This window comes from Pseudomonas sp. GM41(2012) (assembly GCF_000282315.2).
GTDB lineage: Bacteria > Pseudomonadota > Gammaproteobacteria > Pseudomonadales > Pseudomonadaceae > Aquipseudomonas.
Genome location: NZ_AKJN02000006.1, coordinates 171,086 through 196,128, shown reverse-complemented (window position 1 = coordinate 196,128; position 25,043 = coordinate 171,086). Strand labels below are relative to the sequence as shown.

Here is a 25,043-nt window from a genome sequence, read left to right as displayed (position 1 = left end):
GGACGGCCACAACTGAATCAATCGCGCGTATCGCATGGGTCATGTCTGTGGACCCACTGCTACCCCCTGTACCACGCCGCGTTCGGCGGCTTCGATGATCGACCACCCTCTTCGTTCGCCGACCGTAGATGCCTGAAATAGACGAAGAGTTACCGCTCTGGATGCATTGTTCAAATCGGTTGATTCGAGGCTTGTATCGGCCAAATCGATACGCGGCACTAATAAGCTCAGCTTATTTATGAAATACAATAAAACGATTTTTCTTATTTCTAATTCATTGTTTATATCCACCCATGCATCACTCCTCACCACAAAAACAATACCGCCGGAGAAGATCATGACCAAAGCCGAATTCCCGACCACTCAACCGCTGGCAACTCCAGCTTTGGGTGAACCCTACCTGCTGACCCCAGGCCCGCTCACCACCTCCAAAGCCACCAAGGAAGCGATGCTTCGCGACTGGGGCTCATGGGACGGTGCCTTCAATCAGGTCACCGCTGAAGTTCGCCAGCAATTGCTGAGCATGGCCGGCGTAGAGGACGACAGCTTCGCCTGTGTGCCTCTGCAAGGTAGCGGCAGCTATTCGGTTGAAGCCGCCCTGGCCACCGCCATCCCGCGTGATGGCAAGGCCCTGGTGCTGATGAATGGCGCCTACGGCCAGCGCGCCACCAAAACCCTGGAGTATCTCGGCCGCGCCTTCATCTCTCTGGACAAGGGCGACTACCTGCCACCGCAGCCCGATGAAGTTGACGCCCTGCTCACGGCCAATCCGGACGTGACCCATGTCTTTTTGGTTCATTGCGAAACCAGCTCCGGCATCCTCAACCCGCTGCGCGAGATCGCCGACGTGGTGAAGGCCCACGGCAAGAGCTTGATCATCGACGCCATGAGCACCTTCGGCGCTGTGCCGGTGACCGTCAAAGAAATCCCCTTCGATGTGCTGGTGTCTTCGGCCAACAAGTGCATCGAGGGCATTCCGGGCTTCGGCTTTGTGATCATCCGTCGCAGCGTACTGGAGTCCGCCAAGGGTCGCGCCAACTCGTTGTCCCTTGACCTCTACGAGCAGTGGGTCTACATGGAGCGCACCGGTCAGTGGCGCTTCACTCCGCCGACCCACAGTGTGGTGGCGTTTCACAAAGCGCTCGAACAGCACGCAACTGAAGGCGGAGTGCAAGGTCGTCAGGCGCGCTATACACGCAACCGCGACGTGCTGGTGAGCGGCATGCGTGAACTGGGATTCCGCACCCTGCTGGAAGACTGCTGGCTGTCGCCGATCATCACCACGTTCTTTTGCCCCGAGCATCCGAACTTTGAGTTCATGCGTTTCTACGATGAGCTCAAGACCCGCCAATTCATCATCTACCCGGGCAAGCTGACCCAGGCCGAAAGCTTCCGCATCGGCTGCATCGGTCAGATCGACGAATACATCGTTCACCAACTGCTGCGCGCCATTGCTGACAGCCTCGTGGCGATGGGCGTGGACATGCCAAAACCGGCAGCCTGACGACCCCTTTCAAGATCCCTGCCGATTCGAGCATAGGTGCAATGGGTAGCGCCTCTGGGCGGGGATCTTTTTTTAAACCATGGATTCGGTGACGTATCGCTCGGCAGCGCCGGGCAGGAGTCAGCGACCGCAGTCATTCATAACTTGAAGCCTGATGCCATTCTCGCGGCCATCTGATCGATGCCGTGCATCTGGACAGACTTGTGCACCGAAAACAAAAACAAAAACCGACCAATTTGCGCTGTCTGGCACCACATACGGGATCAGTACACCATGAACAACACGACAAGCCCTCTCGCAAGCGGCTGGAAATCTCTTCAGCGTTGGCGCGTGCAGATTTTCCTGATCACTTGGGTGGCTTATGCCGCCTTCTACTTCACCCGCAAAGCGTTCTCTGTCGCCAAGCTTGGTATTGGCGAGGACCCAAGCTTCATGCTCGAAAAGGCCATGATGGCCAATCTCGACGCCCTTTACCTGACCGCTTATGCCGTGGGCCAGTTTCTGTGGGGCAACTTCTCTGACCGCTTCGGCCCAAGAGTCGTCGTACTGAGCGGCCTCGTCGTCTCGGCCATAGCAGCCCTGCTCATGGGCACCTACGCCACCTTACCGATATTCGTCTCCTGCATGCTGGTACAAGGTCTGGCTCAGTCCACCGGCTGGTCAGGTCTATGCAAGAACGTCGGCAGTTTCTTCAGTACAGGCGTGCGTGGCCGCGTGCTGGGGTACTGGAGCACCTCTTATGCCTTTGGCGGGATGGTGGCCACTCCGTTTGCCGGTTGGTGGGCCTACAACGCCTACCACGACTGGCGCATAGCGTTCATCAGCAGCGCTGTCGTGGTGCTGGTGGTGGCAGTGTTGTTCTTTTTCCTGCAACGCAACCAGCCGGAAGACGTAGGTCTGCCGCCTGTCGAGATCGAGATCGAACCCGTCAGCAATGTCGTAGTTCCGCGCGAAAGCATGTGGGCTGGCTTGCGCACCGTGATGAAAAATCGAACCGTGCTGGTTCTCGGCCTTGCCTATTTCATGCTCAAGCCCGCGCGCTACGCCATCCTCCTGTGGGGCCCAGTCATCATCTACGAACGCATGCCCGAGATTGGCAAGGTCGCCTCCGCCATCGTCCCGACCTCCTTTGAACTGGCGGGACTGATCGGTCCCATCCTCATCGGTATCGCATCAGATAAATACTTCGGCGCCCGTCGTATACCGGTGTGCGTCCTCAGCCTGGTGGTCCTCACCGTTTGCCTGGCTCTGTTCGTTCCCGCCATGCAAAGCGGAAGCCTGTACCTGGTGGTCGGCCTGCTGTTCATGATGGGCCTGACGCTCTACGGGCCGGACTCGATGATCAGCGGCTCCGCGGCCATCGACTTCGGCAGCAAGGACGGAGCGGCGTCCGCCGCAGGTTTCGTCAACGGTTGTGGTTCGGTCGGTGCAGTCCTCGGTGGCCTGCTGCCGGGTTACTTCGACACCATCACCGTGTTCATGGTGTTCACCGGCGCTGCACTCCTGGCCATCTTGATGTTGCTGCCGTTTTGGAACAGCCGCCCGAAAACTGTGGAAAGCCAACTGTCTGTCTCGATCCCGGTACAACCGGTCATCGTCGGCACCAACTCCTGAATTCGTCGTACCCACTTACCCTTCGCTGGAGCGTTCATCATGAACTACAAACAACCTTCCCAACTGCAAGCCGTGGTCCTGGACTGGGCGGGCACCGTCGTTGATTTCGGTTCCTTCGCACCGACTCAAATCTTCGTCGAAGCCTTCGCCGAGTTTGGCGTAGCAGTTTCCCTGGCCGAAGCCCGTGGACCGATGGGCATGGGCAAATGGGACCACATCCGCACTTTGTGCAACGAGCCTCAGATCGCCGCACGTTACCAGGCCGCCTTCGGTCGCCTGCCGACTGATGACGATGTCACCGCCCTTTATGAGCGCTTCATGCCGCTGCAGATCGAGAAAATCGCCCTGCACTCGGCGCTGATTCCGGGTGCGCTGGATACGATTGATGCCTTGCGCGACAAGGGGCTGAAAATCGGTTCGTGCTCCGGTTACCCAGCGGTGGTCATGGAGAAAGTCGTCGAGCTGGCGCGCAAGAATGGCTACGTCGCCGACTACGTCGTGGCGACTGACGAAGTGCCCAATGGGCGTCCGCACCCGGCCCAGGCGCTGGCCAACGTTATCGCCTTGGGGATCAACGACGTCGCCGCTTGCGTGAAGGTCGACGACACCTGGCCGGGCATTCTTGAAGGTCGAAGCGCCGGCATGTGGACGGTCGCGCTGACCTGTTCCGGCAACGCACTGGGCCTGACCTATGAAGAATTCAAGGATTTGTCCCTGGAGGAATTGGCCGAGGAACGCGCGCGCATCGTCAAGATGTTCGAAGGCTCTCGCCCGCACTACCTGATCGACACCATCGTCGATCTACCGGCCGTCATTGAAGACATCAATGCGCGCCTGGCACGCGGAGAAACGCCTCAGGGCTCCTGATCCCGAGCGGCTTGTGCAACTGACAGCGGCCGCCTCACGGGCGGTCGCAACCAAAAAACAACAAGAGAACCTCACCATGAACTACGCCCACCCAGGCACTCCCGGTGCCATCGTTTCCTTCAAGTCCCGTTACGGTAACTACATCGGCGGCGAGTTCGTCGCACCGGTCAACGGTCAGTACTTCACCACCACCTCGCCGGTGAATGGCCAACCGATTGCCGAATTCCCGCGTTCCACGGCCGAAGACATCGAAAAGGCCCTCGACGCTGCCCATGCGGCGGCCGATGCCTGGGGTAAAACCTCGGTTCAGAACCGCTCGCTGGTGCTGCTGAAAATCGCCGACCGTATCGAACAGAACCTCGAACTGCTGGCCGTCACCGAAACCTGGGACAACGGCAAAGCTGTGCGCGAAACCCTCAATGCCGACATCCCGCTGGCCGTGGATCACTTCCGCTACTACGCCGGTTGCATCCGTGCGCAGGAAGGCAGCTCGGCCGAAATCAACGAACACACCGCGGCCTATCACTTCCATGAGCCGCTGGGCGTGGTCGGGCAGATCATCCCGTGGAACTTCCCGATCCTGATGGCCGCCTGGAAACTCGCCCCGGCGCTGGCGGCCGGTAACTGCGTGGTGCTCAAGCCAGCCGAACAAACGCCGCTGGGCATTACCGTGCTGATGGAGCTGATCGGCGACCTGTTGCCGCCGGGCGTGCTGAACGTGGTGCAAGGCTTCGGTAAAGAAGCCGGCGAGGCGCTGGCCACCAGCAAACGCATCGCCAAGATCGCCTTCACCGGCTCGACCCCGGTCGGCTCGCACATCATGAAATGCGCCGCCGAAAACATCATTCCGTCCACCGTGGAGCTGGGTGGCAAGTCGCCGAACATCTTCTTCGAAGACATCATGAAGGCCGAGCCAAGCTTCATCGAAAAAGCCGCCGAAGGCCTGGTGCTGGCGTTCTTTAACCAGGGCGAAGTCTGCACCTGCCCGTCCCGCGCCTTGGTGCAAGAGTCGATCTACGACGACTTCATGAAAGTCGTGATGAAAAAAGTGCTGTCGATCAAACGTGGCGATCCACTGGACACCGACACCATGGTCGGGGCCCAGGCGTCCGAGCAGCAATTCGACAAAATCCTGTCGTACCTGGAAATCGCGAAGGGCGAAGGCGCCGAGCTGCTGACCGGCGGCAAGGTGGAAAAACTCGAGGGCAACCTGGCGACCGGGTATTACATCCAGCCGACCCTGCTCAAGGGCACCAACAAAATGCGCGTGTTCCAGGAAGAAATCTTTGGCCCGGTGGTGAGCATCACCACCTTCAAGGACGAAGCCGAAGCCCTGGCCATTGCCAACGACACCGAGTTCGGCCTCGGTGCCGGCCTGTGGACCCGCGACATCAACCGCGCCTACCGCATGGGCCGCGCCATCAAGGCCGGTCGTGTGTGGACCAACTGCTACCACCTGTACCCGGCGCATGCCGCGTTCGGCGGTTACAAGAAGTCCGGCGTGGGGCGTGAAACCCACAAGATGATGCTCGATCATTATCAGCAAACGAAAAACCTGCTGGTGAGCTACGACATCAATCCGTTGGGCTTCTTCTGATCCGGCGCGATACCGCGTAACGGCTATCGCGGGCAAGCCTTGCTCCTACAGGATCGCGTTGTACCTGTAGGAGCATGGCTTGCCCGCGATGGCGTCCTCAATGACACACCGAACATTCAAGGACTGGATGCCCTGCTCCCCTTGATCGATCCTTTGGAGTCCTCGATGAAAATCCGTTACAAGGTGAGCCTTGTGGCTGCTTGTGTGCTGTTCGTGACAACCAGTCTTCTATCGCTGGTTCAGGTAGAGCAGATACGTACGATTTTGCGTCACCAGGTCGAGGCGAGCATCTCCGAATCGAGCAATGCGGTAGCACGTCAGATCGAAAACTGGCTGAACGGCAAACTTCGCCTGATTGACTTAGCGGCGCAGGCCATCGACAGCCAGTACAGCCCGGAAGCCACCCAACGCATTATCGAATCCCCAATATTGCAGGATCAATTCGAAGTGGTATTTGGTGCCCTTCAGTCCGATGGCAAACCCATCAAGAACAACGCATCCTGGAACCCGAAACCTGACTATGATGGTCGCTCGCGACCTTGGTACGCGACCGGCAAGGCGGGCAGCCAGGCCGTTTTAACCGAGCCCTACAAGGCCTCGACCTCCAACGAAATCCTGATCTCGGTCGTCACCAGGATCAGCGATGCGGGTCAGTTTCTTGGCGTACTGGGTGGTGACATCCGCCTGAACACAGTTGCCGAGGCCATCAATACACTGGATTTCGGTGGGGCCGGTTATGCGTTCTTGCTGAGCAAAAATGGCAACATCATTTCCCACCCGGACGCTGAACTGAACGGCAAGCCCTACAACCAGCTTTTCGCCGGCAGCGCTCTGCCTCTCGACAGCCAGCTTCAGGAGGTCAGCAGTGGCGGGAAGTCCCTTCTGGTGTCCTTCATTCCGCTCTCCAATCTCAAGGGGATGGATTGGTATATCGGCGTGGTGCTGGATCAGGACATCGTGATGGCCGCAGCCCACACCCTGAGTTGGCGGGCCGTCATCGGTACTGGCCTGGGCGTGCTGATTAGCCTGTTGGTGCTGGGCCTGCTGGTACGGCGGCTACTGCGGCCCCTGGATCAACTCAAGGATTCGTTGGCCGACATCAATCGCGGAGAAGGCGACCTGACGCGCCAACTACCCGTGGTCGGCAATGATGAAATTGCGCTGGTCGCCGGGGAGTTCAATCAGTTCCTGCAGAACCTGAAAACGCTCATTGGCGATGTGAAAAACAGCTCGCAACAGGTCCGCGAGAGCACCACAGCGACGTCGTGTGACGCGGATCAGGCAGCCAACCGCGTACAGGTTCAATTACAAGAACTGGATCAACTGGCCACCGCCATGACCGAGATGGCCTCGACCGCCGAGGATGTGGCGCGCAACGCTCAAGCCGCGGCCGAGGCGGCGATCGCTGCCAACGAGGAAACAGCAGACGGGGTTGCCCTTGTCTCCAGGTCGACGGGGGCGATCAAGCGGCTGGCTGAGGAGATGGACGCCACCGGTCATGCGATCAATGAGTTGTCCACGCTCAGTCAAAGCATCGAATCCATCGTGGCGGTCATCACCAGCATCGCCGACCAAACCAATTTGCTCGCGCTCAATGCCGCCATCGAGGCGGCACGGGCCGGCGAATCGGGACGCGGATTTGCCGTGGTGGCTGATGAGGTACGCTCACTGGCCTCGCGAACCCAGCAATCCACGCAGGAAATACGCGAGATGATCGACCAGTTGCAGACGGGCGTGAAACACGCCCAAGTGCAAATGCAGCAGAGCCGCGACACGGCCAGCCAGACGGCCGGGGATGCCAATGCAGCCAATGACACCCTCGAGCGCATTCGTGAGGCCATTTATCGGATCAATGACATGAACCTGCAGATTGCCGCGGCGGCTGAAGAACAAAGCGCCACGACCGAAGAAATCAATCGCAACACGACCAATATCCGCGACATCAGCCTTGAAGTATCCGGCAGTGCGGACAAACAGGTTCGTCAATGTTCAGTGATGGTGGACCACGTCGGCCAACAGGACAAACTGCTCAGTCGCTTCCGGATTTGAGTGTTGCAATGGCCCGAATGCTTGGGTTCCAAACCCGTTACAGACCACAAGAACAACTATTCCACCGAGGTAACAAAGATGAGTGCGGCTTCTCTGTATCCCGTTCGTCCCGAGGTTTTGGCCAACACGCTGACCGACGAGGCGACCTACAAGGCCATGTACCAGCAGTCCGTCGTCAACCCGGACGGCTTCTGGCGCGAGCAAGCCAAGCGCCTCGACTGGATCAAGCCTTTCACCACGGTGAAACAGACTTCCTTCGACGATCACCATGTCGACATCAAATGGTTCGCCGACGGCACCCTGAACGTTTCCTACAACTGCCTCGACCGTCATCTGGCCGAGCGCGGCGATCAAGTCGCGATCATTTGGGAAGGGGATGACCCTGCCGAAAGCCGCAACATCACCTACCGCGAGCTGCACGAACAAGTCTGCAAGTTCGCCAACGCCCTGCGTGGCCAGGATGTGCACCGCGGCGACGTGGTGACTATCTATATGCCGATGATCCCCGAAGCCGTGGTCGCCATGCTGGCCTGTACCCGGATCGGCGCGATTCACTCGGTGGTGTTTGGTGGTTTCTCGCCGGAAGCCCTGGCGGGTCGGATCATCGACTGCAAATCCAAAGTGGTGATCACCGCTGACGAAGGCATTCGTGCCGGCAAGAAGATCCCGCTCAAGAGCAACGTCGACGATGCGCTGACCAACCCGGAAACCAGCAGCATTCAGAAAGTCATCGTGTGCCAGCGCACCGGTGGCAACATCAAGTGGAACCAGCATCGCGACATCTGGTACGAAGACCTGATGAAAGTGGCGGGCAGTGTCTGCGCGCCGAAAGAGATGGGCGCGGAAGAAGCGCTGTTCATCCTGTACACCTCCGGTTCGACCGGCAAGCCGAAGGGCGTGCAGCACACCACCGCCGGCTACCTGTTGTACGCGGCGATGACCCACGAGCGCGTGTTCGATTACCGTCCGGGCGAAGTCTACTGGTGCACCGCCGACGTCGGTTGGGTCACCGGCCACAGTTACATCGTCTACGGCCCGCTGGCCAATGGCGCGACCACGCTGCTGTTCGAAGGCGTGCCGAACTACCCGGACATCACCCGGGTGGCGAAAATCGTCGACAAGCACAAGGTCAACATCCTCTACACCGCCCCCACCGCCATCCGCGCGATGATGGCGTCGGGCAAGGCCGCCGTGGAAGGTGCCGATGGCAGCAGCCTGCGCCTGCTCGGTTCGGTCGGTGAGCCGATCAACCCGGAAGCGTGGGACTGGTACTACAAGAACGTCGGCCAGTCCCGTTGCCCGATCGTCGACACCTGGTGGCAGACCGAAACGGGCGGCAACATGATGAGCCCGCTGCCGGGTGCGCACGCGCTCAAGCCGGGTTCGGCGGCACGTCCGTTCTTCGGTGTGGTGCCGGCGTTGGTGGACAACCTGGGCAACATCATCGAAGGCGTGGCCGAGGGCAACCTGGTGATTCTCGATTCGTGGCCAGGCCAGGCACGCACGCTGTATGGCGACCATGACCGCTTCGTCGATACCTACTTCAAGACGTTCCGCGGCATGTACTTCACCGGTGACGGTGCGCGTCGTGACGAAGACGGTTACTACTGGATTACCGGTCGCGTGGATGACGTGCTCAACGTCTCCGGCCACCGCATGGGCACCGCCGAGATCGAAAGCGCGATGGTCGCCCACCCGAAAGTCGCCGAAGCGGCGGTGGTCGGTGTGCCGCACGACATCAAGGGCCAGGGCATCTATGTCTACGTCACGTTGATCGGTGGCGAAGAGCCGAGCGAGCAGCTGCGTCTGGAGCTGAAGAACTGGGTGCGCAAGGAGATCGGTCCGATTGCCTCGCCGGATGTCATCCAGTGGGCGCCGGGGCTGCCGAAGACTCGCTCGGGCAAGATCATGCGCCGCATTCTGCGCAAGATTGCCACGGCCGAATACGATGGGTTGGGGGATATCTCCACCCTGGCGGATCCGGGTGTGGTGCAGCATTTGATTGATACGCACAAGACCATGAACGTCGCTTAACCTGCCGTTCCTGAGTCATCGAAGCCCCGTCAGGTGTTGAGCCTGGCGGGGCTTTTTACTGCCTGGGTTTTTTGTATTGGCAGTGCGGGCCTCATCGCGAGCAGGCTCGCTCCCACAGTTGATCTCCAGTGAACACAGAACTTGTGATCACCAAAGAACTACTGTGGGAGCGAGCCTGCTCGCGATGGCGATCTGTCAGACACCACATCAACAACGGCCAATAATTACTGCCTTTGACCAGGCCTGGGCCGATATCTGCCCTTCCTGACTGGCAGCTATCAGCCACGATCGAACGATGAATCTCACTCGCCCAACCCTTCTCGAACCATGTCAAAAAAGGTCGTCAGGATACGTCGCGAACTCTGTGCCCGCAGACAGACCAATGTCTCGGTGAAGTGCCGCTGACAGTCAACGATCGGCAAGCCGCGAACCCGGGAGTCCGAGCCCAGCTCGGCTGCCGAGACCACCCCGACGCCCATGCCAATCGCCACGGCCTCGCGTGCCGCTTCACGCCCTTCCACTTCGATTGCCTTGCGAATGTGCAACCCCGCCGCAGCCATCTCCTCCTCCAGCGATAACCGTGTGACCGAACCTTGCTCGCGCAAGACCATGGGTGTGTTGTCCAGGTCGGCAAGGCAGATGGAATCCCGTTGCGCCCAGGGATGGTCATGGGCGACGAAGGCGAGCATTGGATCGCTGCGCAGGTGCAGCGTCATCAGGCGATCGTCCTCGATGTTGCGCCCCAGCAAGGCGATGTCGGCCTGGTGGCTGAACAACCGCTGCAAGACCTCGTCGGTATTGGCGGTTTCGATCTTCACTTCAACGCCGGGGTAACGGCTACAGAAGCGTGAGACATAGGGCAAGACGTGCACCGGCGCATCCACGGCAAGGTTCAGGGTTCCCGTCGACAGGGTGCGGTAGTCCGTCAGCATGTCGTGGGCATCGATACTGATATCGAACAGGCGCTGGGTCAGGCCGAACAACCGCTCGCCCACTTCCGTCAGCCGCACCAGGCGCTTGTCGCGGTAGAACACCATCACCCCGTAATAATCCTCGAGCTTGCGCACCTGGTCGGATACCGCGGGTTGTGACAGGCAGAGTTGCTCGGCTGCCCGGGTGAAGCTGCCATTCATTGCAACGGCGTGAAACGCCTTGAGTTGGGTATGGGAAATCGTCATCGGCGCACCTCGCTATAGGTTCAACTTATCTTGCCATACGATAAATCGATTTTATTTATGGACGATGAACTGCAAGCATGATTTTCACAAGTGCCGCCCCTCGTACCTACCAGGAATGCTTTATGGAAATTGAACGTTTCGCTGTGGCAAAACGCCGTTCGGACATGGTCCGGTACGACAACCATCTCTACATCGGTGGCCAGGTCGCCTCGGACCTCAGTGGTGATATCGGGGCGCAGACCCGTGAAGTGCTCGCCGGTATCGAGCAGCTTTTGCTCAGCGCCGGCAGCAGCCGCGAGCGGGTGCTTTCGGTGCGCATCCTGCTCGCCCATCGCGAGGACTATGAAGGGCTGAACAGGGTCTGGGACGAGTTTTTCCCTGAAGGCCATGCGCCCACACGCGCTTGCACGCTGGCTCAGTTGATCGACCCCGGTTGGCGCGTGGAAATGATCGTGGTCGCCGCTTGCGGCTGATTGTGTCCTGAACCCTGCCTCGAACCGATCCAACGGAGAAGACCCCATGCGCCCTTACTGGCTGGACCAGGCCCTGAAAAATCAACCCGCTACGCCCTGCCCTGCGTTGCAACAGAACACCCGCGCCGACGTCTGCATCGTCGGCGGTGGCTATACCGGTTTATGGACCGCCATCATGCTCAAGGAACAGAATCCCGAGCTGGACGTGGTCATCGTCGAAGCCGACATCTGCGGTGCCGGTGCCAGTGGACGCAATGGAGGCTGCGCGCTGTCCTGGTCGGCCAAGTACTTCACCCTTGAGCGCTTGTTCGGCGTCCAGGAGGCGATACGCCTGGTCAAGGAATCGGAGCAGAGCATCTACGCCATCGGCACCTTTTGCGAAAAGTACGCGGTGGATGCCGACTACCGTCTCGACGGCACGCTCTACACGGCGACCAATCGCGCCCAGGTCGGCTCGACCGACGGGGTGATCGCGGCACTGGAGCGCCATGGCATTAACTCTTTCTCCAAATGTGCGCTGCCTGACGTGCAACGCATGGCCGGCTCGACACGGCACATCGAGGGCTGGTTCTCGCCGGCGGCGGCCAGTGTGCAACCGGGCAAGCTGGTGCGTGGGCTGCGCCGAGTCGCACTGGAACTGGGCGTGCGTATTTTCGAGGGCACGCCGATGACCGGTCTGGAAGAGGGAATGCCGGCCGTCGTCAATACGCCCAAAGGGAAAGTGACCTGCGACCGGGTCGTGTTGGCGATGAACGCCTGGATGGCCCGTGCCTTTCCACAGTTCTCGCGTTCGGTGGCTATCGTCTCCAGCGACATGATCATCACCGAGCCGCGACCTGATCTGCTCAAGAAGATCGGCTTGACCAGCGGAGTCACCGTACTCGACTCGCGGATATTCGTGCACTACTACCACAACACTCCGGACGGCCGAATCATGCTCGGCAAAGGGGGCAACACCTTCGCCTACGGCGGGCGCATCCTGCCGGTATTCGACCAGCCATCACCCTACGCAGGACTGCTGCGCAACACGTTGACGGAGTTCTTTCCGGACTTTGCCGATGTCGGTATCGCCGCCACCTGGAATGGCCCTTCCGATCGCTCAGTCACCGGGGTGCCTTTCTTCGGCCGCATGGGCGCAAGCGGCAATATCTTCTATGGTTTCGGGTATTCCGGCAGCGGCGTCGGTCCGTGCCATATGGGTGGACAGATCCTGTCGTCGCTGGTGCTGGGCCTGGATAACCCTTGGACACGCTCGCCGCTACTACAAGGTCCGCTTGGCCATTTCCCACCGGAGCCGGTCCGCTACCTGGGTTCATTGATGGTGCGTAATGCCATTCGCCGCAAGGAGCAGGCCGAAGACCACAACCGACCTCCTCGTCGACTGGATGTGCATCTGGCGAAATTTGCGGCCGCCGCCGGCAAGGCGGACAAGGGATAACGCCTCGACCCAAACGGAATGTACGCACCAACAGGAAACGCCGCCCGGTTATTCGCCGGGCGGTTTTTTTAGCACCTGTCGATATTCAAGGACGCTGTAGCCAGGGTTACTTACCGATATGCATGAGCGCAGTTCGCAATGGGGCATCCGAAACATGGATGACACCAATGTAAGGATGAGCCATATCGACCACCAGAAACACCGCAGCGGCAACCGACAAGGAGCAGATGAGCATGACGCCTATAACCGTAGGATTTGCCGGCGCCTGAAGACCGAACGTCGCGAATAGCCAGGCCAGCCAGCAGGTCAGGATGACAAGAAACGCCGTAGGCAGTCCCTCCGTATTGCTCTCGACCAGAATCCAGTGGGCTTCCGCCAACTGAGTGCTGACTTCCAGTGCGCGGGCCTGCAGCATGCGTTGTGGTTCATTGGCGGGCGTGAGCGCCCGGAGCACAACCTGAATCGGTTCGATACCCGCAGACTCGTCAATAGAATCGACCACCATCGACCCAGCGGGCGAAAAGCCCCAGCCCCGGTTTAACCGGGTTTCAATCAACTGACGCAGGCGGGTTCGAGCTTGCGCTGTCTCCGGGCCATACTGGTCCATGACCCTGTCGAGCAGGACGATGCGTGCTGCCGATGTCCGCACTTCAATCTCATAACTGTCATAGACGTTTTTTGCAGACGCAATCAGCAGCCCAAGCGCCAGCGCGGACAGCGTCCCCACCACGGCCGTTGCCAGGCGGATGACTTCTTTGGACTCGGCATCCAGGTGATGAATCGGTAATCGCATGCGCAGCAGCATCCCTATCAGCGCGGCAGCGAACAGGCAGGCGAAAACGATGGCGCCGATGAAGATGGAGCTCAATGTGTGATCTCCCTGGAGCGGTGACGATCTGAACAGCCTTGTGGAATGGGTTAATCCGATTGCGACTAATACTTAGTGCCTATCGTGATTAACCTCGGTGGAAAGTTCCGGACCAGCAGCAATACTCCACTCTGCTTCGAAAACTATTCGAGTATAGCGTGGGGCAATAAGTCATGAACTTAACCGTCTCCGAAGCGAAAGAGTCTCGACTTTCGTTAATCAAGCGATACCTTCGCCAGCCGTTACTGCACTTTTTAATCGCCGGTTTTGCACTCTTTGTGTTGTACGGAGGTTTGCACCGTTCCGCCGTCAATCAAGATCCGCAACGCATCGAAATTACCCCGGAGATTGTTCAGTGGATCGCGATCTCGTGGCTGGCGCGATGGCAACGACCGGCATCGGAGCAACAGTTGCAGGGCCTGATTGATGAATATGTGAAAGAGGAAATCCTCTATCGCGAAGCACTGAAACTTGGCCTGGATAAAGACGACACCATCATTCGCCGCCGACTGGCGCAAAAAATGGATTTCCTCGCCGAAGATGTCGCGTCACTTCGCGAGCCTGCACCCGGTGTACTTGAGGCTTGGTATAACCAGCATCAGGACGCGTATGCCCTGCCGCCACTTGCGACCTTCCGTCATTTGTTTTTCGCCCTGGACAAACGCGGTGCGGATGCGCAAGCGCAGGCTCAGGCCGCGTTAAGTGGCCTGACTGACCAGAACAGTGGAGAAGGCGATGCCTTCATGTTTAAAAGCGCCTACACAGAACAATCCCGGGATCAGGTGGCGCGGGTCTTTGGTTCAACGTTTGCCATTTCATTGTTCAAGCAAACGCCCGGAAGTTGGGTAGGACCTGTGGAGTCCGGTTTTGGCTGGCACCTGGTGTGGATTGAAGCGCTGGCCAAACCACCGGCACCGCCCTTTGAAACCGTGGCTCAGCAGGTCAAGTCCGATTGGTTGTCCGAGCAACGCAGCGCATCGAAACGCGAACATTTCGATGCGCTGAAAGCACGTTATGAAGTTGTAGTGGTGATGCCGACGTCTACCAGCGGGATTGTCGCTACTCAAACGGAGCAGCCGTGATGAAGCGCACGGTCTGGCTGTTGTTGCTCTGGTTCATGGGGCTGACGGCCATGGCCCATGAGTCCCGCCCTGCCTACCTGGAAATCAACGAAACGGCCGCCGGGCGCTATGACGTCATGTGGCGCACGCCGGTGCTTTCCGGCATGCGCTTGCCGATTGCGCTGAGGTTTGCCGACGGTGTGCGCACTGTCGTTGAGCCGGTTGAAAGCGAACTGAACGATTCACTGATCGAGCGCCGGATTATTGATGCCGGTCCCACGGGACTGGTCGGCCAACGCATCGAATTCATCGGCCTGCAAGCGAGCATCACCGATGTGCTGGTACGCGTCTCGCGCCTGGACGGCAGCCTGACGACCACCCTCGTCCACCCTGCACAACCCTGGATAGAAATCGCTGCCACGCCGGGAATGTTCTCGGTGGCCGGTGGGTTTTTGGTCCATGGCATCCAGCACATCCTGAGTGGCTTCGATCACCTGTTGTTCGTCTTCGGCCTTCTGCTGCTGGTGGGTAACGGCTGGATGCTGGTGAAGACCATTACCGCGTTTACCCTCGCCCACTCCATCACCCTGGCGCTTGCTGCACTGGGCGCGGTGCGGCTTCCCGGCCCTCCCGTGGAAGCGACGATTGCATTGAGCATTCTGTTGCTGGCGGTGGAAATCGCCCGCAAGAATCGTGGTGAAGCCAGCTTCACCATTCAATGGCCCTGGGTCGTGGCGTTCTATTTTGGCTTGTTGCACGGCTTTGGTTTTGCCGGTGCGCTGGCGCAAATCGGCTTGCCCCAGCACGACCTGCCTCTGGCGCTGTTCACCTTCAATGTCGGCGTCGAGATCGGCCAACTGATGTTTGTCGCCGCCGTGTTGAGCCTGCGAGCACTGTTGCTGCGTTGTCGACTGCCACAGCCCGCGCGCTTGTATGCCAGACCGATTGCTTCCTACGGGCTGGGTACGCTGGCGGCCTTCTGGTTTTTTCAACGGGTCTCGAGTTTCTGGACCTGAGTGCACCCTGTCACCGCCGTATTCCCAAGAGGTGGAATATGAAAACCCCTACACACACCACCGTGCCGTCACTGTTAGGTTGCGCCGTGCTTGCCGTCGGCACACTAGCCTTGGCAGAGGGCGACCCGGATCGCGAGGTTTACTTTGGCCAGACGCACTCGCACACCTCCTGGTCGATTGATGCCTACCTGATCGGAAACCATCAGGTCGATCCCGAGCAGGCCTACCAATACTCACTTGGGATGCCGGTCAAGCATCCGATGGGGTTTGAAGTGCAGCTCAAAGGCCGACCGCTGGATTTCCATGGCGTGACCGACCACTCGGAATACGTGGGCGTGATCGCCCTGGCCAACGATCCGAAGTCAGACTTCAGCAAACTGCCCATCGCGCAAAAGCTGATTGCCAAGACCCCGGAAGATTTCAACCGGGTGTTCAAATGGATCGCCGGCAGCTTGAGCCATCCGATCAAGGAGCTGATTGATCCGAAGGTGGCCGGCAACATCTGGCAGCAGAACATCGCCATCGCCGACAAGTACTACAAGCCCGGCAAGTTCACCACGTTCGTCGCCTATGAATGGACCTCGGCACCGAACAATCAAAACATGCACCGCAATGTGTTTTTCCGCGATTCGAAGAAAGTGCCGGACCTGCCCTTTACGGCCCTCGACTCGGACAAACCGGAAGACTTGTGGGGCTGGATGGACGATCAACGCAAAAAGGGCAATGAGGTGCTGGCGATCTCTCACAACGGCAACCTCAGCAACGGCCTGATGTTTCCGGTGGACGTCGATGACCGTGGCCGCCCCATCGATGCCGCCTGGGCCGAAACGCGGATGCGCAATGAATCCCTCACTGAAATTCACCAGGTCAAGGGCACCTCCGAAACCCACCCCGAACTGTCGCCGACCGACGAATTTGCCAATTATGAAATCATGAGTTTCCTGATTGGCATCGACAACAGCACGTCGAAACTCAATGGCAGTTACATCAGGCAAGCCTGGCAAAACGGCATGGCCTTGCAGGAGGCTCGCGGATACAACCCCTACAAAATGGGCGTGGTCGGCGCCAGCGACTCGCACAACGGGGTGATCCCCTATTCGCAGAGCAACAACTTCGGCTCCCACGGCTTTACCGACAGCACCCCGGCGGCGCGTCTTTCCGGCAAACAGAACTCGGGGATGATGGCCCTGCAAACCAGCACGTCGGGATTAGCCGGTGTCTGGGCTGAAGAAAACACCCGTGAATCGATCTTCGATGCCATGAAACGCAAGGAAGTCTATGGCACCAGCGGCGTGCGCATCCCCGTACGCATGTTTGGTGGCTGGGACTTCGACAGCAGTGTGTGGAACGAAAAAGACTGGGTGCATGCCGCTTACGCCAAGGGCGTTCCCATGGGCGGCGACTTGCCGGCAAAACCGGGTAAAGCGGCACCGTCCTTCGTGGTGTGGGCGGTCAAGGATGCCGAAGATGGCAACCTCGACCGCATCCAGATCATCAAGGGCTGGACCAAAAACGGCCAGACCTTCGAGAAGATCTACGACGTCGCCTGGTCCGGTGATCGCCAACCGGACCAGGCCACCGGCAACGTCCCGCCGGTGGGCTCGACGGTTGACGTTTCCAAGGCCATTTACACCAATACCATCGGCGCCACCGAGCTGAAAAAAATCTGGATCGATCCGGATTTCGATCCGGCGCAGCACGCGTTCTACTACGCCCGCGTGCTGCAGATCCCGACACCGCGCTGGAGCACCTATGACGCGGCCAAGTTGCAAGTACCGCCGCCGGCCGATGTCCCGGCCACCGTCCAGGAACGCGCATGGACCTCACCGATCTGGTACACGCCGAATGCTGAGGACAGCAGGCTAGTCGCTGCGGGCAAAACCATTGACCAGTTGAAAACCGACGGTGCCAAAGCGCTCACCAACGAGCAGTTGCAAGCCTACGTGGTGGGCAAAACCATCAAGGTGCGCAATACCGTCACCGGCCAGACGTTTGAAATCGTCTATGGCACCGACGGCCAACGTCTGGTCACCAGCGTCGACGGCAAGCCGCCTGCGCAGGGGGAATACCTGAACATGCTGCATGGCGGCCAGTTTGGCGTGCCGGCCAAGTATGAAATCAAGGACGGGCACCTGCTGACAACACTCGGCGGCACGCCCTTCGAGGCCACGGTGTTCGAGCAAAACGGCAAATACGTGGCGGCCCGCAGCAACGAGTTTGGCTACGTGAATTATGAGGTCGAGGAGGTCAAGTAGTGCCGAGTCCAGCACCGATGGTCTGCATCCATCGGAGCTGGCCGATTGACGCGCAATGGCAGGTATTGCGGCGGTACTCGGTCGAGACTGCAGCGAATCTCACCGAGTCCGCCTGATCAAGCGAACGAAGTCTCCCTGGCTGACATTTCACTCCGCAACTCGCTAATCAGCAGAAAACCACTGAAATCGAATGTACGGGAAGTGGTGAACATCCCCCCAAAGAGCTCATCCCATTTCGTTGATGCAGACCACTTTGGGTTGTGTCATGTCTTCATAGGCGAATCGAACCCCTTCTCGCCCCAAACTTCCGTATTTGAATCCACCGAAAGGCATGGCATCAAAACGGTAATCGGACGAATCATTGATCATCACACCACCGGCTTCAATGAGGCGAGCCAACTTCAATGCCTTGGAAAGATCGCGAGTGAAGAGTCCCGCATGCAAGCTGTACTCTGGAGCATTGGCCAGAGCAATAGCATCATCCAGATGCTCAAAGGACTCCAGGATGACCACTGGCGCGAAGACCTCCTGCTGCCAAATCCGACTGTTATGGTTTACGCGCTCGAGCACGGTTGGCGCATAGCTTCCTACGTCGCGATGGTGCCCGCACAGGAGAAGAGCGCCCTCAGCCAGCGCTTCATTCACCAATTGTTCGGTGCGACGAGCCGCCTGCTCCGTAATCATCGGGCCAACATCCGTTGCTCGCTGATCAGGATCGCCAAGTACCAATGCACGCGCTTGGCTGACAAAACGCTCACGGAAATCTTCATAGATTGAACTATGGACGAGGATGCGCTGCGTGCCGATGCAGTTCTGTCCTGCTGCCCAGAAAGCACCCGATACGCAAGACTCTACGGTCGGTTCAAGATCACAGTCATCGAGCACTAGAACCGGTGCATTCCCCCCCAGATCCATCGCAAGTTTCTTCAAGCCTGCACTTCGAGCAATGGATTCTCCAGTGGCAAAGCCACCCGTGAAGGAAATCATCCGCACTTCTCGCAGCTCCACCAATGCCTTACCCAGATCGACGCCTCCGGTCGCCGGGGTTACCACGGACGGAGGTAGACCCGCTTCCACCAGGCACTCGACCAGCTTGAGAGCGGACAACGGCGCGAGCTCTGAGGGTTTCAGGATCACAGCATTGCCACCGGCAATAGCCGGGCCCAGTTTATGGGCGACCAGGTTCAGCGGATCGTTGTATGGGGTGATCGCGACGATAAGCCCCAACGGTTCGCGAGTGAACCAGCCTTGGCGCGATTCGGAACCTTCATAGGCCTCGAATGGAATCACTTCCCCGGCGTTACGACGAGCCTCTTCCGCCGATAACTTCAGCGTGTTCACACAACGCTTCACTTCCTTCTCTGCTTGCCGCAGCGTTTTTCCTGCCTCTGCAACAATGAGTCTGGCGAACGCCTCTGCCTCGTGCTCTACACGTCGAGCCGTTTCCTCAAGGATGCGTGCGCGCAGGTGACGGGGCATTGCCGCACTCTCGCGCACGCCGATTCGCGCGCGTTCCAGCAAGCCAGGAACTGCGGCTGCATCGAGGCAAGGTACGCTTCCCACCAGGCGACCATCGAATGGACTGAACACATCAATCTGTTTGGCATCAACAAGCTGGATGTTGGCCATGCTGGATACGCTCATGACTGCTCTCCTATTACTTGCCGTGGGTGGTATGGATGGCGATGATGTCTGACAGCAATGCAAAGGCAGTCTCGATACGACCTGCTCCAGGGCCGGATACAGTGACGGCACCCAGCAGTGCAGTATTGAACGACACCGCGTTCGTGGCGCCGGAAATTCCTGCAAGAGGATGCGAATTCGGCAGCAGTCGAGCTTCCACACTCGCTCGAACCGAGCCATCAACTTCGCGATTTGCAGAGCCGATCAGCTTCCAACTTGCACCGTTGGCACTTGCTTGAGCGATGTCTTCTGGACTGATGCTGCTAATCCCTGAGCAAGCCACATCACTGACGCTCAATCGAGCATTGAGCAGTTCGTTGGCGAGGATCACCACCTTGAGACGAACGTCAAAACCCTCCACATCAGCAGTTGGGTCTGCCTCGGCATAGCCGAGCTGTTGGGCCTCTGTGACTGCGTCGTTAAAAGTCAGGCCGTCCTTCATGCGTGTCAGCACGTAATTGGAGGTCCCGTTCAGTATGCCTTCAAAGCCTTGAACCTCTGCACCAGCCATAGCCTGTCTTGCCAGGCGAATCACTGGCGTACCGCTCATAACCGAACCTTCGTACTCGAAGGCAACACCATTACGACGCGCCAAATCCTTAAGCTCAGCGCCGTGTAACGCAATCGGCCCCTTGTTGGTGGTCACAACATGGATGCCGCTTTCCAGTGCCCAGCGGCAGAACGTAGTAGCGGGCTCACCATCGACAGGGTTGGTGAAGGTGGCTTCAGCAATCATGTCAGCACCAGAATGCTTGATCACAGTTTCATTGAAGGCCTCAGCATTGCCGCCAGGCAGTTGAGCGAAAGCACCTTTTTCAACGGGCAGCGCGACCAACTGCTTTGCTTCCAGACCGTCTTTAGCAACGATGGAGCCCAGGAACAGATCGGTGACACCGACAATTTTGATAGTGAAGCCCAGGGACTCTTTCCACTCGGCATTACGATCGGCGACCAATTGGGCGAAGCCACGGTTCACGCCACCAAACCCTACCAAGGCAATTTTGTACTCAGTCATAAAGCTGTTCCTTTATTGATGTTGTTCGATAGGAACATCCTAAGAGCCGAGCTTTGGCAGTTGAATATGGCAGAGTGCTGTATTTGATGGCCGTTTTGCCCGTACAGCAAGACAAGGTGTGTACAGGGGCAGAAAGCGTCTTTCTTTGTGCTCAAAACACTGCAGAAAGGACGAATGAGGTGACGGTGTTTTCCACCCCTGGCATCGCAGAGATTTCCTTCCAAACGAGATGGACACGTTCGGGAGAGGCAGCATTGACTCGAAGCATCAAATCAAACTCACCACTCAAGACTTCACACTGAACCACCTCGGGGAGCGAGCGCAGCGCGGCAAGTACCTCTTCTCCACGCATGCGGTCGTAGCGGTAGACAAAGATCACTGCACTGATCAGCGAAGAAGGCCGTCGGGAATCACCCAGACGTACTGTATAACCCTGGATGGCGCCGTCTCGCTCAAGACGCTCAATGCGCTGGCGCACAGCATTGCGAGACAAGTTGACCTTGGCGCCCAGCTCAACATGGGCGATACGAGCATTCGCTGTAAGTTCGGCAAGTATGCGCTCATCCAGCGGATCCAGAATGCGCTTCATACGTGCCTCTGCTGCGCCAACAAAAGGGCCTGGCATAGACCGTCTAGATCACCTTTAGCCAAGTACGGTGGCTGAGCAAAGATGTCAGGAATTGTTGGCACCTCTTTCTGCCAGACACCTAACTCGGACAATAGAGCCGCAGATTTGGCCGGAGCAATTTGCCCAAAGGTCACCATTGGAGCCCCCAGACTGCGTCGATGAATTCGGCCAGCCAGCACGCCCACAGCGGTATGCGGATCAATGGCAGACCCGGTCTCACGGAACAACTTGACGACTTCGTCGCGAACCTGTGATTCGTCTACTGCATAGGAATCGAACAAAACTCGGGCTCGGAGCCACTGCTGGTTGCCAATGCTTAACTCGCCGCACTCCTCAAAGTGCTCCATTAACGCCTTCGTTGAGCTGCCATCGTGCCCATACAGCTCCCAAATGAACCGCTCCAAATTGGAAAACAGGGAGAAGTCCATCGCCGGAGACAATGTTCGGTTGCTCACTCGGGTCGAGTAGCGATTGCGGTGAATGAACTGGTGAAGTGCGTCATTACTGTTCGTAGAAATGATCACCTGGTTGATGGGTAATCCCATTTTCTGAGCGATGTAGCCGGCATAGATCTCAGCAGAGCTGGCTGCTGGAACGCTGAAGCCTACAGGACGTGTCCCGCCCCCCAGTTGCAAGGCAGCATGGAAATAAAAAACGATCTGTGCGAGGACGCCGACCCAGTTCGTGGAGTTGAAACAGATCGGTATTACCCCATCTAACGGCCAGGCGCGAAAGAGCCGAGAGACCAGCGTCTGGCAATCGTCAAAGTTGCCATCTACTGGAAAAAGCTGAACCCGCTCTGGGTCTGCTGCTTGCAGGACTGAGAGTTGCTCAGCCGGTAGCCCATTGCGCGGATACAGTATCGCCATCCGAGTGCCCGGGCAGTTAGCAAACGCCTCAAGCGCAGCCAGTCCGGTATCGCCATTGGTCGCGCCGACGATCAGCGCCTCTCCACCGACCTCACCCAAGAAGTGCTCCACCAAGCGCGATTGCAGTTGCGCAGCAAAATCTTTGGACGAATGGGTCGGGCCATGAAACAGCTGAAGTATCCACTCGTTATGGCCAATCTGTTCAAGTGGCGTAATAGCGCGGTGGTTGAAGTTTCGATAGCTGTCGCTCAGCAAGGCCCGCAGCGTGCTTTCGTCCATGGAAGAGCCAACGTAGGGTGAGACCACTCGCCAGACCAGCTCATCGAATGGTAACCACGACCAACTGGTAATTTGCTTCTCAGTGAAGACAGGCAAACTTGCCGGGACATAGAGACCACCATCGTCGGCTAGCCCCGACAGAACCACACTGCGAAAATCCGCCCGCACGTCACCGCCGCGTGTGCTTACGTAATGCATGATGACTCCAGATCAGAATTACAAAAGGCGGTGAGCTTGAGCCACCAACCAAGTAGAAAAAGTCGCGGCATCAGTCGAAAGCTCCTCGGCCTGCTCACGTACTAGATAAAAAGACTCGCTGGCCTCGATTCGGTGATTGAACGGAGCAATCAGGTGCCCACTCTTGAGCAAATCTTCCACTACGGAAGACCGCGCCAAGGCGACGCCCTGACCTAGTTCTGCCATGCGAATTGTGGATATCAGTGTGTCGAACTGAAGACCACGGGAATAATCGACTTCGTTTGCTCCAACCCGCTTCAACCAGTAACCCCAACCTTCCTCGTACCCCAACACGTGAAGCAAAGAATGGTTCATCAAATCGCGAGGCTCACGTATCGGTGAGCTGGCCATAAGCTCTGGCGAGCAAACGGGCTGGAGGATGTCCCACGTTAATCGCTGAGAGTGCAATCCCGACCACTCACCGCATCCCCAGCGAATCTCCAGGTCATCCTCTCCGTCCGGTTCCTTCACCCAAATGTTGCTGATGTATCGGATGTCGATGAGGGGATACTCTCGACAAAAATCTGCGAGCCGAGGCGCCAACCAATAATGAAGGAAGGAAAGGCTGCCACGCACCTTCACATGCCTTCGATTACGCTGACCAAAGATCTCGTTGGTACCCACCGCCAGACGACTGATTGCGTCCTGTACCACTGGCAAGTACGACTGCCCTTCTTCGCTCAAGCCAAGCCCTCGGGGCAGGCGCTTGAATAGCGCCACACCGAGGTGCCCCTCCAACTGACGGATCTGTTGACTGACTGCACCTTGAGTCAGGTGCAACTCCTCCGCTGCATGGGTGAAATTCAAATACCGCGCCGACACTTCGAATGCCCTCAACCAATTCAAGGGTGGTAGTGATTTCTGATTCATCGGCGCAACCTTATCGAAACTTATCGGAGCTCAATCATTGCCTGAGCCAATCAAGCTGCGCCAGCGGAATGATGGACAGCTGCCGCCAATGCCAACCGTTCTTCTCGCTTTTTGCGGGTGATCCAATAAACGAAGTAACACCACGCGATAAACGGAAGGCCGAAGTAAAGTGCTACACGCTGTTCCGGATCAAAGGCAATACCGACACAGGCCAGCAAGCAGCACAACAGCGCACCAATTGGAACCCAAGGGTAGCCGCGTACACGGAAATGCAGATCCTCAACTCGCCCGCCATTGGCGACGTATTGTCGGCGGAAGGCTATCTGGCTCGCAGCGATACTCATCCACACGACCACCACTGCAAGTCCAGAAATCGACACAAGGGCCAGGTAAACCGTATTCGGTGCAAGCACACTGCTTAGAAGAGACGCGACAGCACCGGCCATACTCAAGACGATCGCATTAACCGGCGTACCCTGGCGCGATAGCCTGGCGAAACGCTTAGGCATGTGCCCTTGATCACTGAGCGTCCAAAGCATGCGCGAAGCCGCATACAACCCTGAGTTAGCCGCAGAAATCAGCGCAGTAAGAATGACGAAGTTCATGATGTCAGCTGAGTACGGGATACCAATCAGCTCGAACACCATCACGAAGGGACTTTCGATGACGCCGGCCTGCTCGCGAGGCAGCAAGGTCGCAAGGACAAAAATCGTACCTACGAAGAACAGCGCCAAACGTACTACTGTGGTGCGGATCGCCTTGGGAACGCTTGTCTGAGGATCCTGCGCTTCACCTGCCGCAATCCCGATAAGCTCAGTCCCGGAAAATGCGAAGGAGACAGCTAGAAGTGTCATCGCAATGGGTAAGAAACCTGTAGGGAAAAGCCCTTCGCGGGTAAAGTTGGAGAGACCAGCGCCCTGCAAATGCTGTACCTGGAAGAGGCCGCAAATAGCCCCACCGCCAATGACGATAAAAGTGATAACTGTCAAAACTTTAATCAGCGAAAGCCAGAATTCAGTCTCCGCAAACAGACGAACAGATACAACGTTGCTTACAAAGACTCCAATGGCAAAAAAAGCGCTCCAAATCCATACCGGTGTATCGGGGAACCACCGAACCATCAGGATACCCGCAGCCGTAAATTCAGACCCAATAGCTACGGCCCAAGTGAGCCAGTACAGCCAGGCCACTGTATAACCCGTACCTGGGCCCAAGTATCGAGTTGCATAAGTACTGAAAGATCCGGTTTCTGGCATCTGTACCGCCAACTCACCGAGACAGACCATTACCAGATACACCATCACCGCGCCGATGATGTAGGCAATTACCGCACCGAGTGGCCCTGCCTGATTAACGGTATAACCGGAGGTAAGGAATAATCCCGTACCGATAACTCCGCCCAACGCCAACATAACAATGTGACGGGTTTGCATTTCTTTTTTGAAATTCAACCCTGGATCGGACTGATCGTTTTTTGCTTGGATAGTCATAGCTATATTCTCATGAAA

The 25,043-nt window shown here is 57.8% G+C and carries 20 protein-coding genes and 1 pseudogene; 12 read left to right on the top strand and 9 right to left on the bottom strand.

Translation table 11 applies throughout. From position 1 onward, the window contains the following. Nucleotides 1-39 precede the first annotated feature (39 nt). Nucleotides 40-339 (bottom strand): hypothetical protein, encoded by a 300-nt coding sequence (locus PMI27_RS30210; protein ID WP_081757390.1) that lies wholly within the window; start codon nucleotides 337-339, stop codon nucleotides 40-42. On the opposite strand from PMI27_RS30210, the gene PMI27_RS24720 reads away from it, so the two are divergent. The 7 genes and pseudogenes from PMI27_RS24720 to acs all read left to right on the top strand — a co-directional run bounded on the left by PMI27_RS24720 (nucleotide 338) and on the right by acs (nucleotide 9,665). Beyond that, complete coding sequence (locus PMI27_RS24720; RefSeq protein ID WP_008154445.1) at nucleotides 338-1,504, top strand: 2-aminoethylphosphonate--pyruvate transaminase; 1,167 nt, start codon at nucleotides 338-340, stop codon at nucleotides 1,502-1,504. The two genes, PMI27_RS30210 and PMI27_RS24720, sit on opposite strands and share 2 nt — an antisense overlap. A gap of 273 nt (nucleotides 1,505-1,777) precedes the next feature. Continuing rightward, on the top strand, nucleotides 1,778-3,118 hold the full coding sequence (locus PMI27_RS24725) for an MFS transporter (RefSeq protein WP_008154447.1): 1,341 nt from the start codon (nucleotides 1,778-1,780) through the stop codon (nucleotides 3,116-3,118). 39 nt (nucleotides 3,119-3,157) lie between these two features. Next, nucleotides 3,158-3,985, top strand: coding sequence for a phosphonoacetaldehyde hydrolase (gene phnX, locus PMI27_RS24730; protein ID WP_008154449.1), 828 nt, complete (start codon nucleotides 3,158-3,160; stop codon nucleotides 3,983-3,985). Between the two features lie 76 nt (nucleotides 3,986-4,061). Beyond that, nucleotides 4,062-5,582, top strand: coding sequence for an acetaldehyde dehydrogenase ExaC (gene exaC, locus PMI27_RS24735; RefSeq protein WP_024164529.1), 1,521 nt, complete (start codon nucleotides 4,062-4,064; stop codon nucleotides 5,580-5,582). Nucleotides 5,583-5,747: 165 nt separating this feature from the next. Next, nucleotides 5,748-6,773: pseudogene (locus PMI27_RS32400) on the top strand (HAMP domain-containing protein); the annotation flags it as partial. Between the two features lie 144 nt (nucleotides 6,774-6,917). Continuing rightward, nucleotides 6,918-7,631, top strand: a complete 714-nt coding sequence (locus tag PMI27_RS32395; RefSeq protein ID WP_443200779.1) for a methyl-accepting chemotaxis protein — start codon at nucleotides 6,918-6,920, stop codon at nucleotides 7,629-7,631. A 78-nt stretch (nucleotides 7,632-7,709) separates the two neighbouring features. Beyond that, nucleotides 7,710-9,665 carry an acetate--CoA ligase gene (gene acs, locus PMI27_RS24745; protein ID WP_024164528.1) on the top strand — a complete coding sequence of 652 codons (1,956 nt, stop codon included), beginning with the start codon at nucleotides 7,710-7,712 and terminating at the stop codon, nucleotides 9,663-9,665. Nucleotides 9,666-9,967: 302 nt separating this feature from the next. Here acs and PMI27_RS24750 read toward each other — a convergent pair whose 3' ends face one another. Next, on the bottom strand, nucleotides 9,968-10,843 hold the full coding sequence (locus PMI27_RS24750; RefSeq protein WP_008154093.1) for a LysR substrate-binding domain-containing protein: 876 nt from the start codon (nucleotides 10,841-10,843) through the stop codon (nucleotides 9,968-9,970). A gap of 122 nt (nucleotides 10,844-10,965) precedes the next feature. Here PMI27_RS24750 and PMI27_RS24755 point away from each other — a divergent pair, with 122 nt between their 5' ends. Then, on the top strand, nucleotides 10,966-11,316 hold the full coding sequence (locus tag PMI27_RS24755; protein ID WP_008154095.1) for a RidA family protein: 351 nt from the start codon (nucleotides 10,966-10,968) through the stop codon (nucleotides 11,314-11,316). A gap of 46 nt (nucleotides 11,317-11,362) precedes the next feature. Next, nucleotides 11,363-12,754 (top strand): FAD-dependent oxidoreductase, encoded by a 1,392-nt coding sequence (locus tag PMI27_RS24760; protein WP_008154097.1) that lies wholly within the window; start codon nucleotides 11,363-11,365, stop codon nucleotides 12,752-12,754. 106 nt (nucleotides 12,755-12,860) lie between these two features. Here PMI27_RS24760 and PMI27_RS24765 read toward each other — a convergent pair whose 3' ends face one another. Next, nucleotides 12,861-13,622, bottom strand: coding sequence for a bestrophin-like domain (locus PMI27_RS24765; RefSeq protein WP_008154100.1), 762 nt, complete (start codon nucleotides 13,620-13,622; stop codon nucleotides 12,861-12,863). A 173-nt stretch (nucleotides 13,623-13,795) separates the two neighbouring features. On the opposite strand from PMI27_RS24765, the gene PMI27_RS24770 reads away from it, so the two are divergent. The 3 genes from PMI27_RS24770 to PMI27_RS24780 are packed head-to-tail and all read left to right on the top strand — an operon-like array spanning nucleotide 13,796 to nucleotide 17,954. Beyond that, entirely contained in the window at nucleotides 13,796-14,704 is a 909-nt protein-coding gene (locus PMI27_RS24770; protein ID WP_008154103.1) for a peptidyl-prolyl cis-trans isomerase, read from the top strand. Continuing rightward, nucleotides 14,704-15,699: a HupE/UreJ family protein gene (locus PMI27_RS24775; RefSeq protein WP_008154104.1), complete on the top strand. Its 996-nt coding sequence runs from the start codon at nucleotides 14,704-14,706 to the stop codon at nucleotides 15,697-15,699. The genes PMI27_RS24770 and PMI27_RS24775 overlap by 1 nt, the downstream gene beginning before the upstream one ends. Nucleotides 15,700-15,737: 38 nt before the next feature. Continuing rightward, on the top strand, nucleotides 15,738-17,954 hold the full coding sequence (locus PMI27_RS24780) for a DUF3604 domain-containing protein (protein WP_008154106.1): 2,217 nt from the start codon (nucleotides 15,738-15,740) through the stop codon (nucleotides 17,952-17,954). Between the two features lie 225 nt (nucleotides 17,955-18,179). Here the strand turns inward: PMI27_RS24780 and PMI27_RS24785 are convergent, their stop codons facing one another. The 6 genes from PMI27_RS24785 to PMI27_RS24810 form a co-directional block, all read right to left on the bottom strand. Continuing rightward, on the bottom strand, nucleotides 18,180-19,598 hold the full coding sequence (locus PMI27_RS24785) for an aldehyde dehydrogenase family protein (protein WP_008154108.1): 1,419 nt from the start codon (nucleotides 19,596-19,598) through the stop codon (nucleotides 18,180-18,182). A gap of 13 nt (nucleotides 19,599-19,611) precedes the next feature. Next, nucleotides 19,612-20,652: a homoserine dehydrogenase gene (locus tag PMI27_RS24790; RefSeq protein ID WP_008154110.1), complete on the bottom strand. Its 1,041-nt coding sequence runs from the start codon at nucleotides 20,650-20,652 to the stop codon at nucleotides 19,612-19,614. A 151-nt stretch (nucleotides 20,653-20,803) separates the two neighbouring features. Beyond that, a complete protein-coding gene (locus PMI27_RS24795; protein WP_008154112.1) occupies nucleotides 20,804-21,241 on the bottom strand; it encodes an Lrp/AsnC family transcriptional regulator in 438 nt (145 codons plus the stop codon). Beyond that, nucleotides 21,238-22,626, bottom strand: coding sequence for a threonine synthase (gene thrC / locus PMI27_RS24800; RefSeq protein ID WP_008154114.1), 1,389 nt, complete (start codon nucleotides 22,624-22,626; stop codon nucleotides 21,238-21,240). Before thrC ends, PMI27_RS24795 begins: the two co-directional genes overlap by 4 nt. An 18-nt stretch (nucleotides 22,627-22,644) precedes the next feature. Continuing rightward, nucleotides 22,645-23,535, bottom strand: coding sequence for a LysR substrate-binding domain-containing protein (locus PMI27_RS24805; protein WP_033053055.1), 891 nt, complete (start codon nucleotides 23,533-23,535; stop codon nucleotides 22,645-22,647). A 50-nt stretch (nucleotides 23,536-23,585) separates the two neighbouring features. Continuing rightward, nucleotides 23,586-25,025, bottom strand: a complete 1,440-nt coding sequence (locus PMI27_RS24810; RefSeq protein ID WP_008154119.1) for an amino acid permease — start codon at nucleotides 25,023-25,025, stop codon at nucleotides 23,586-23,588. Nucleotides 25,026-25,043 lie beyond the last annotated feature (18 nt).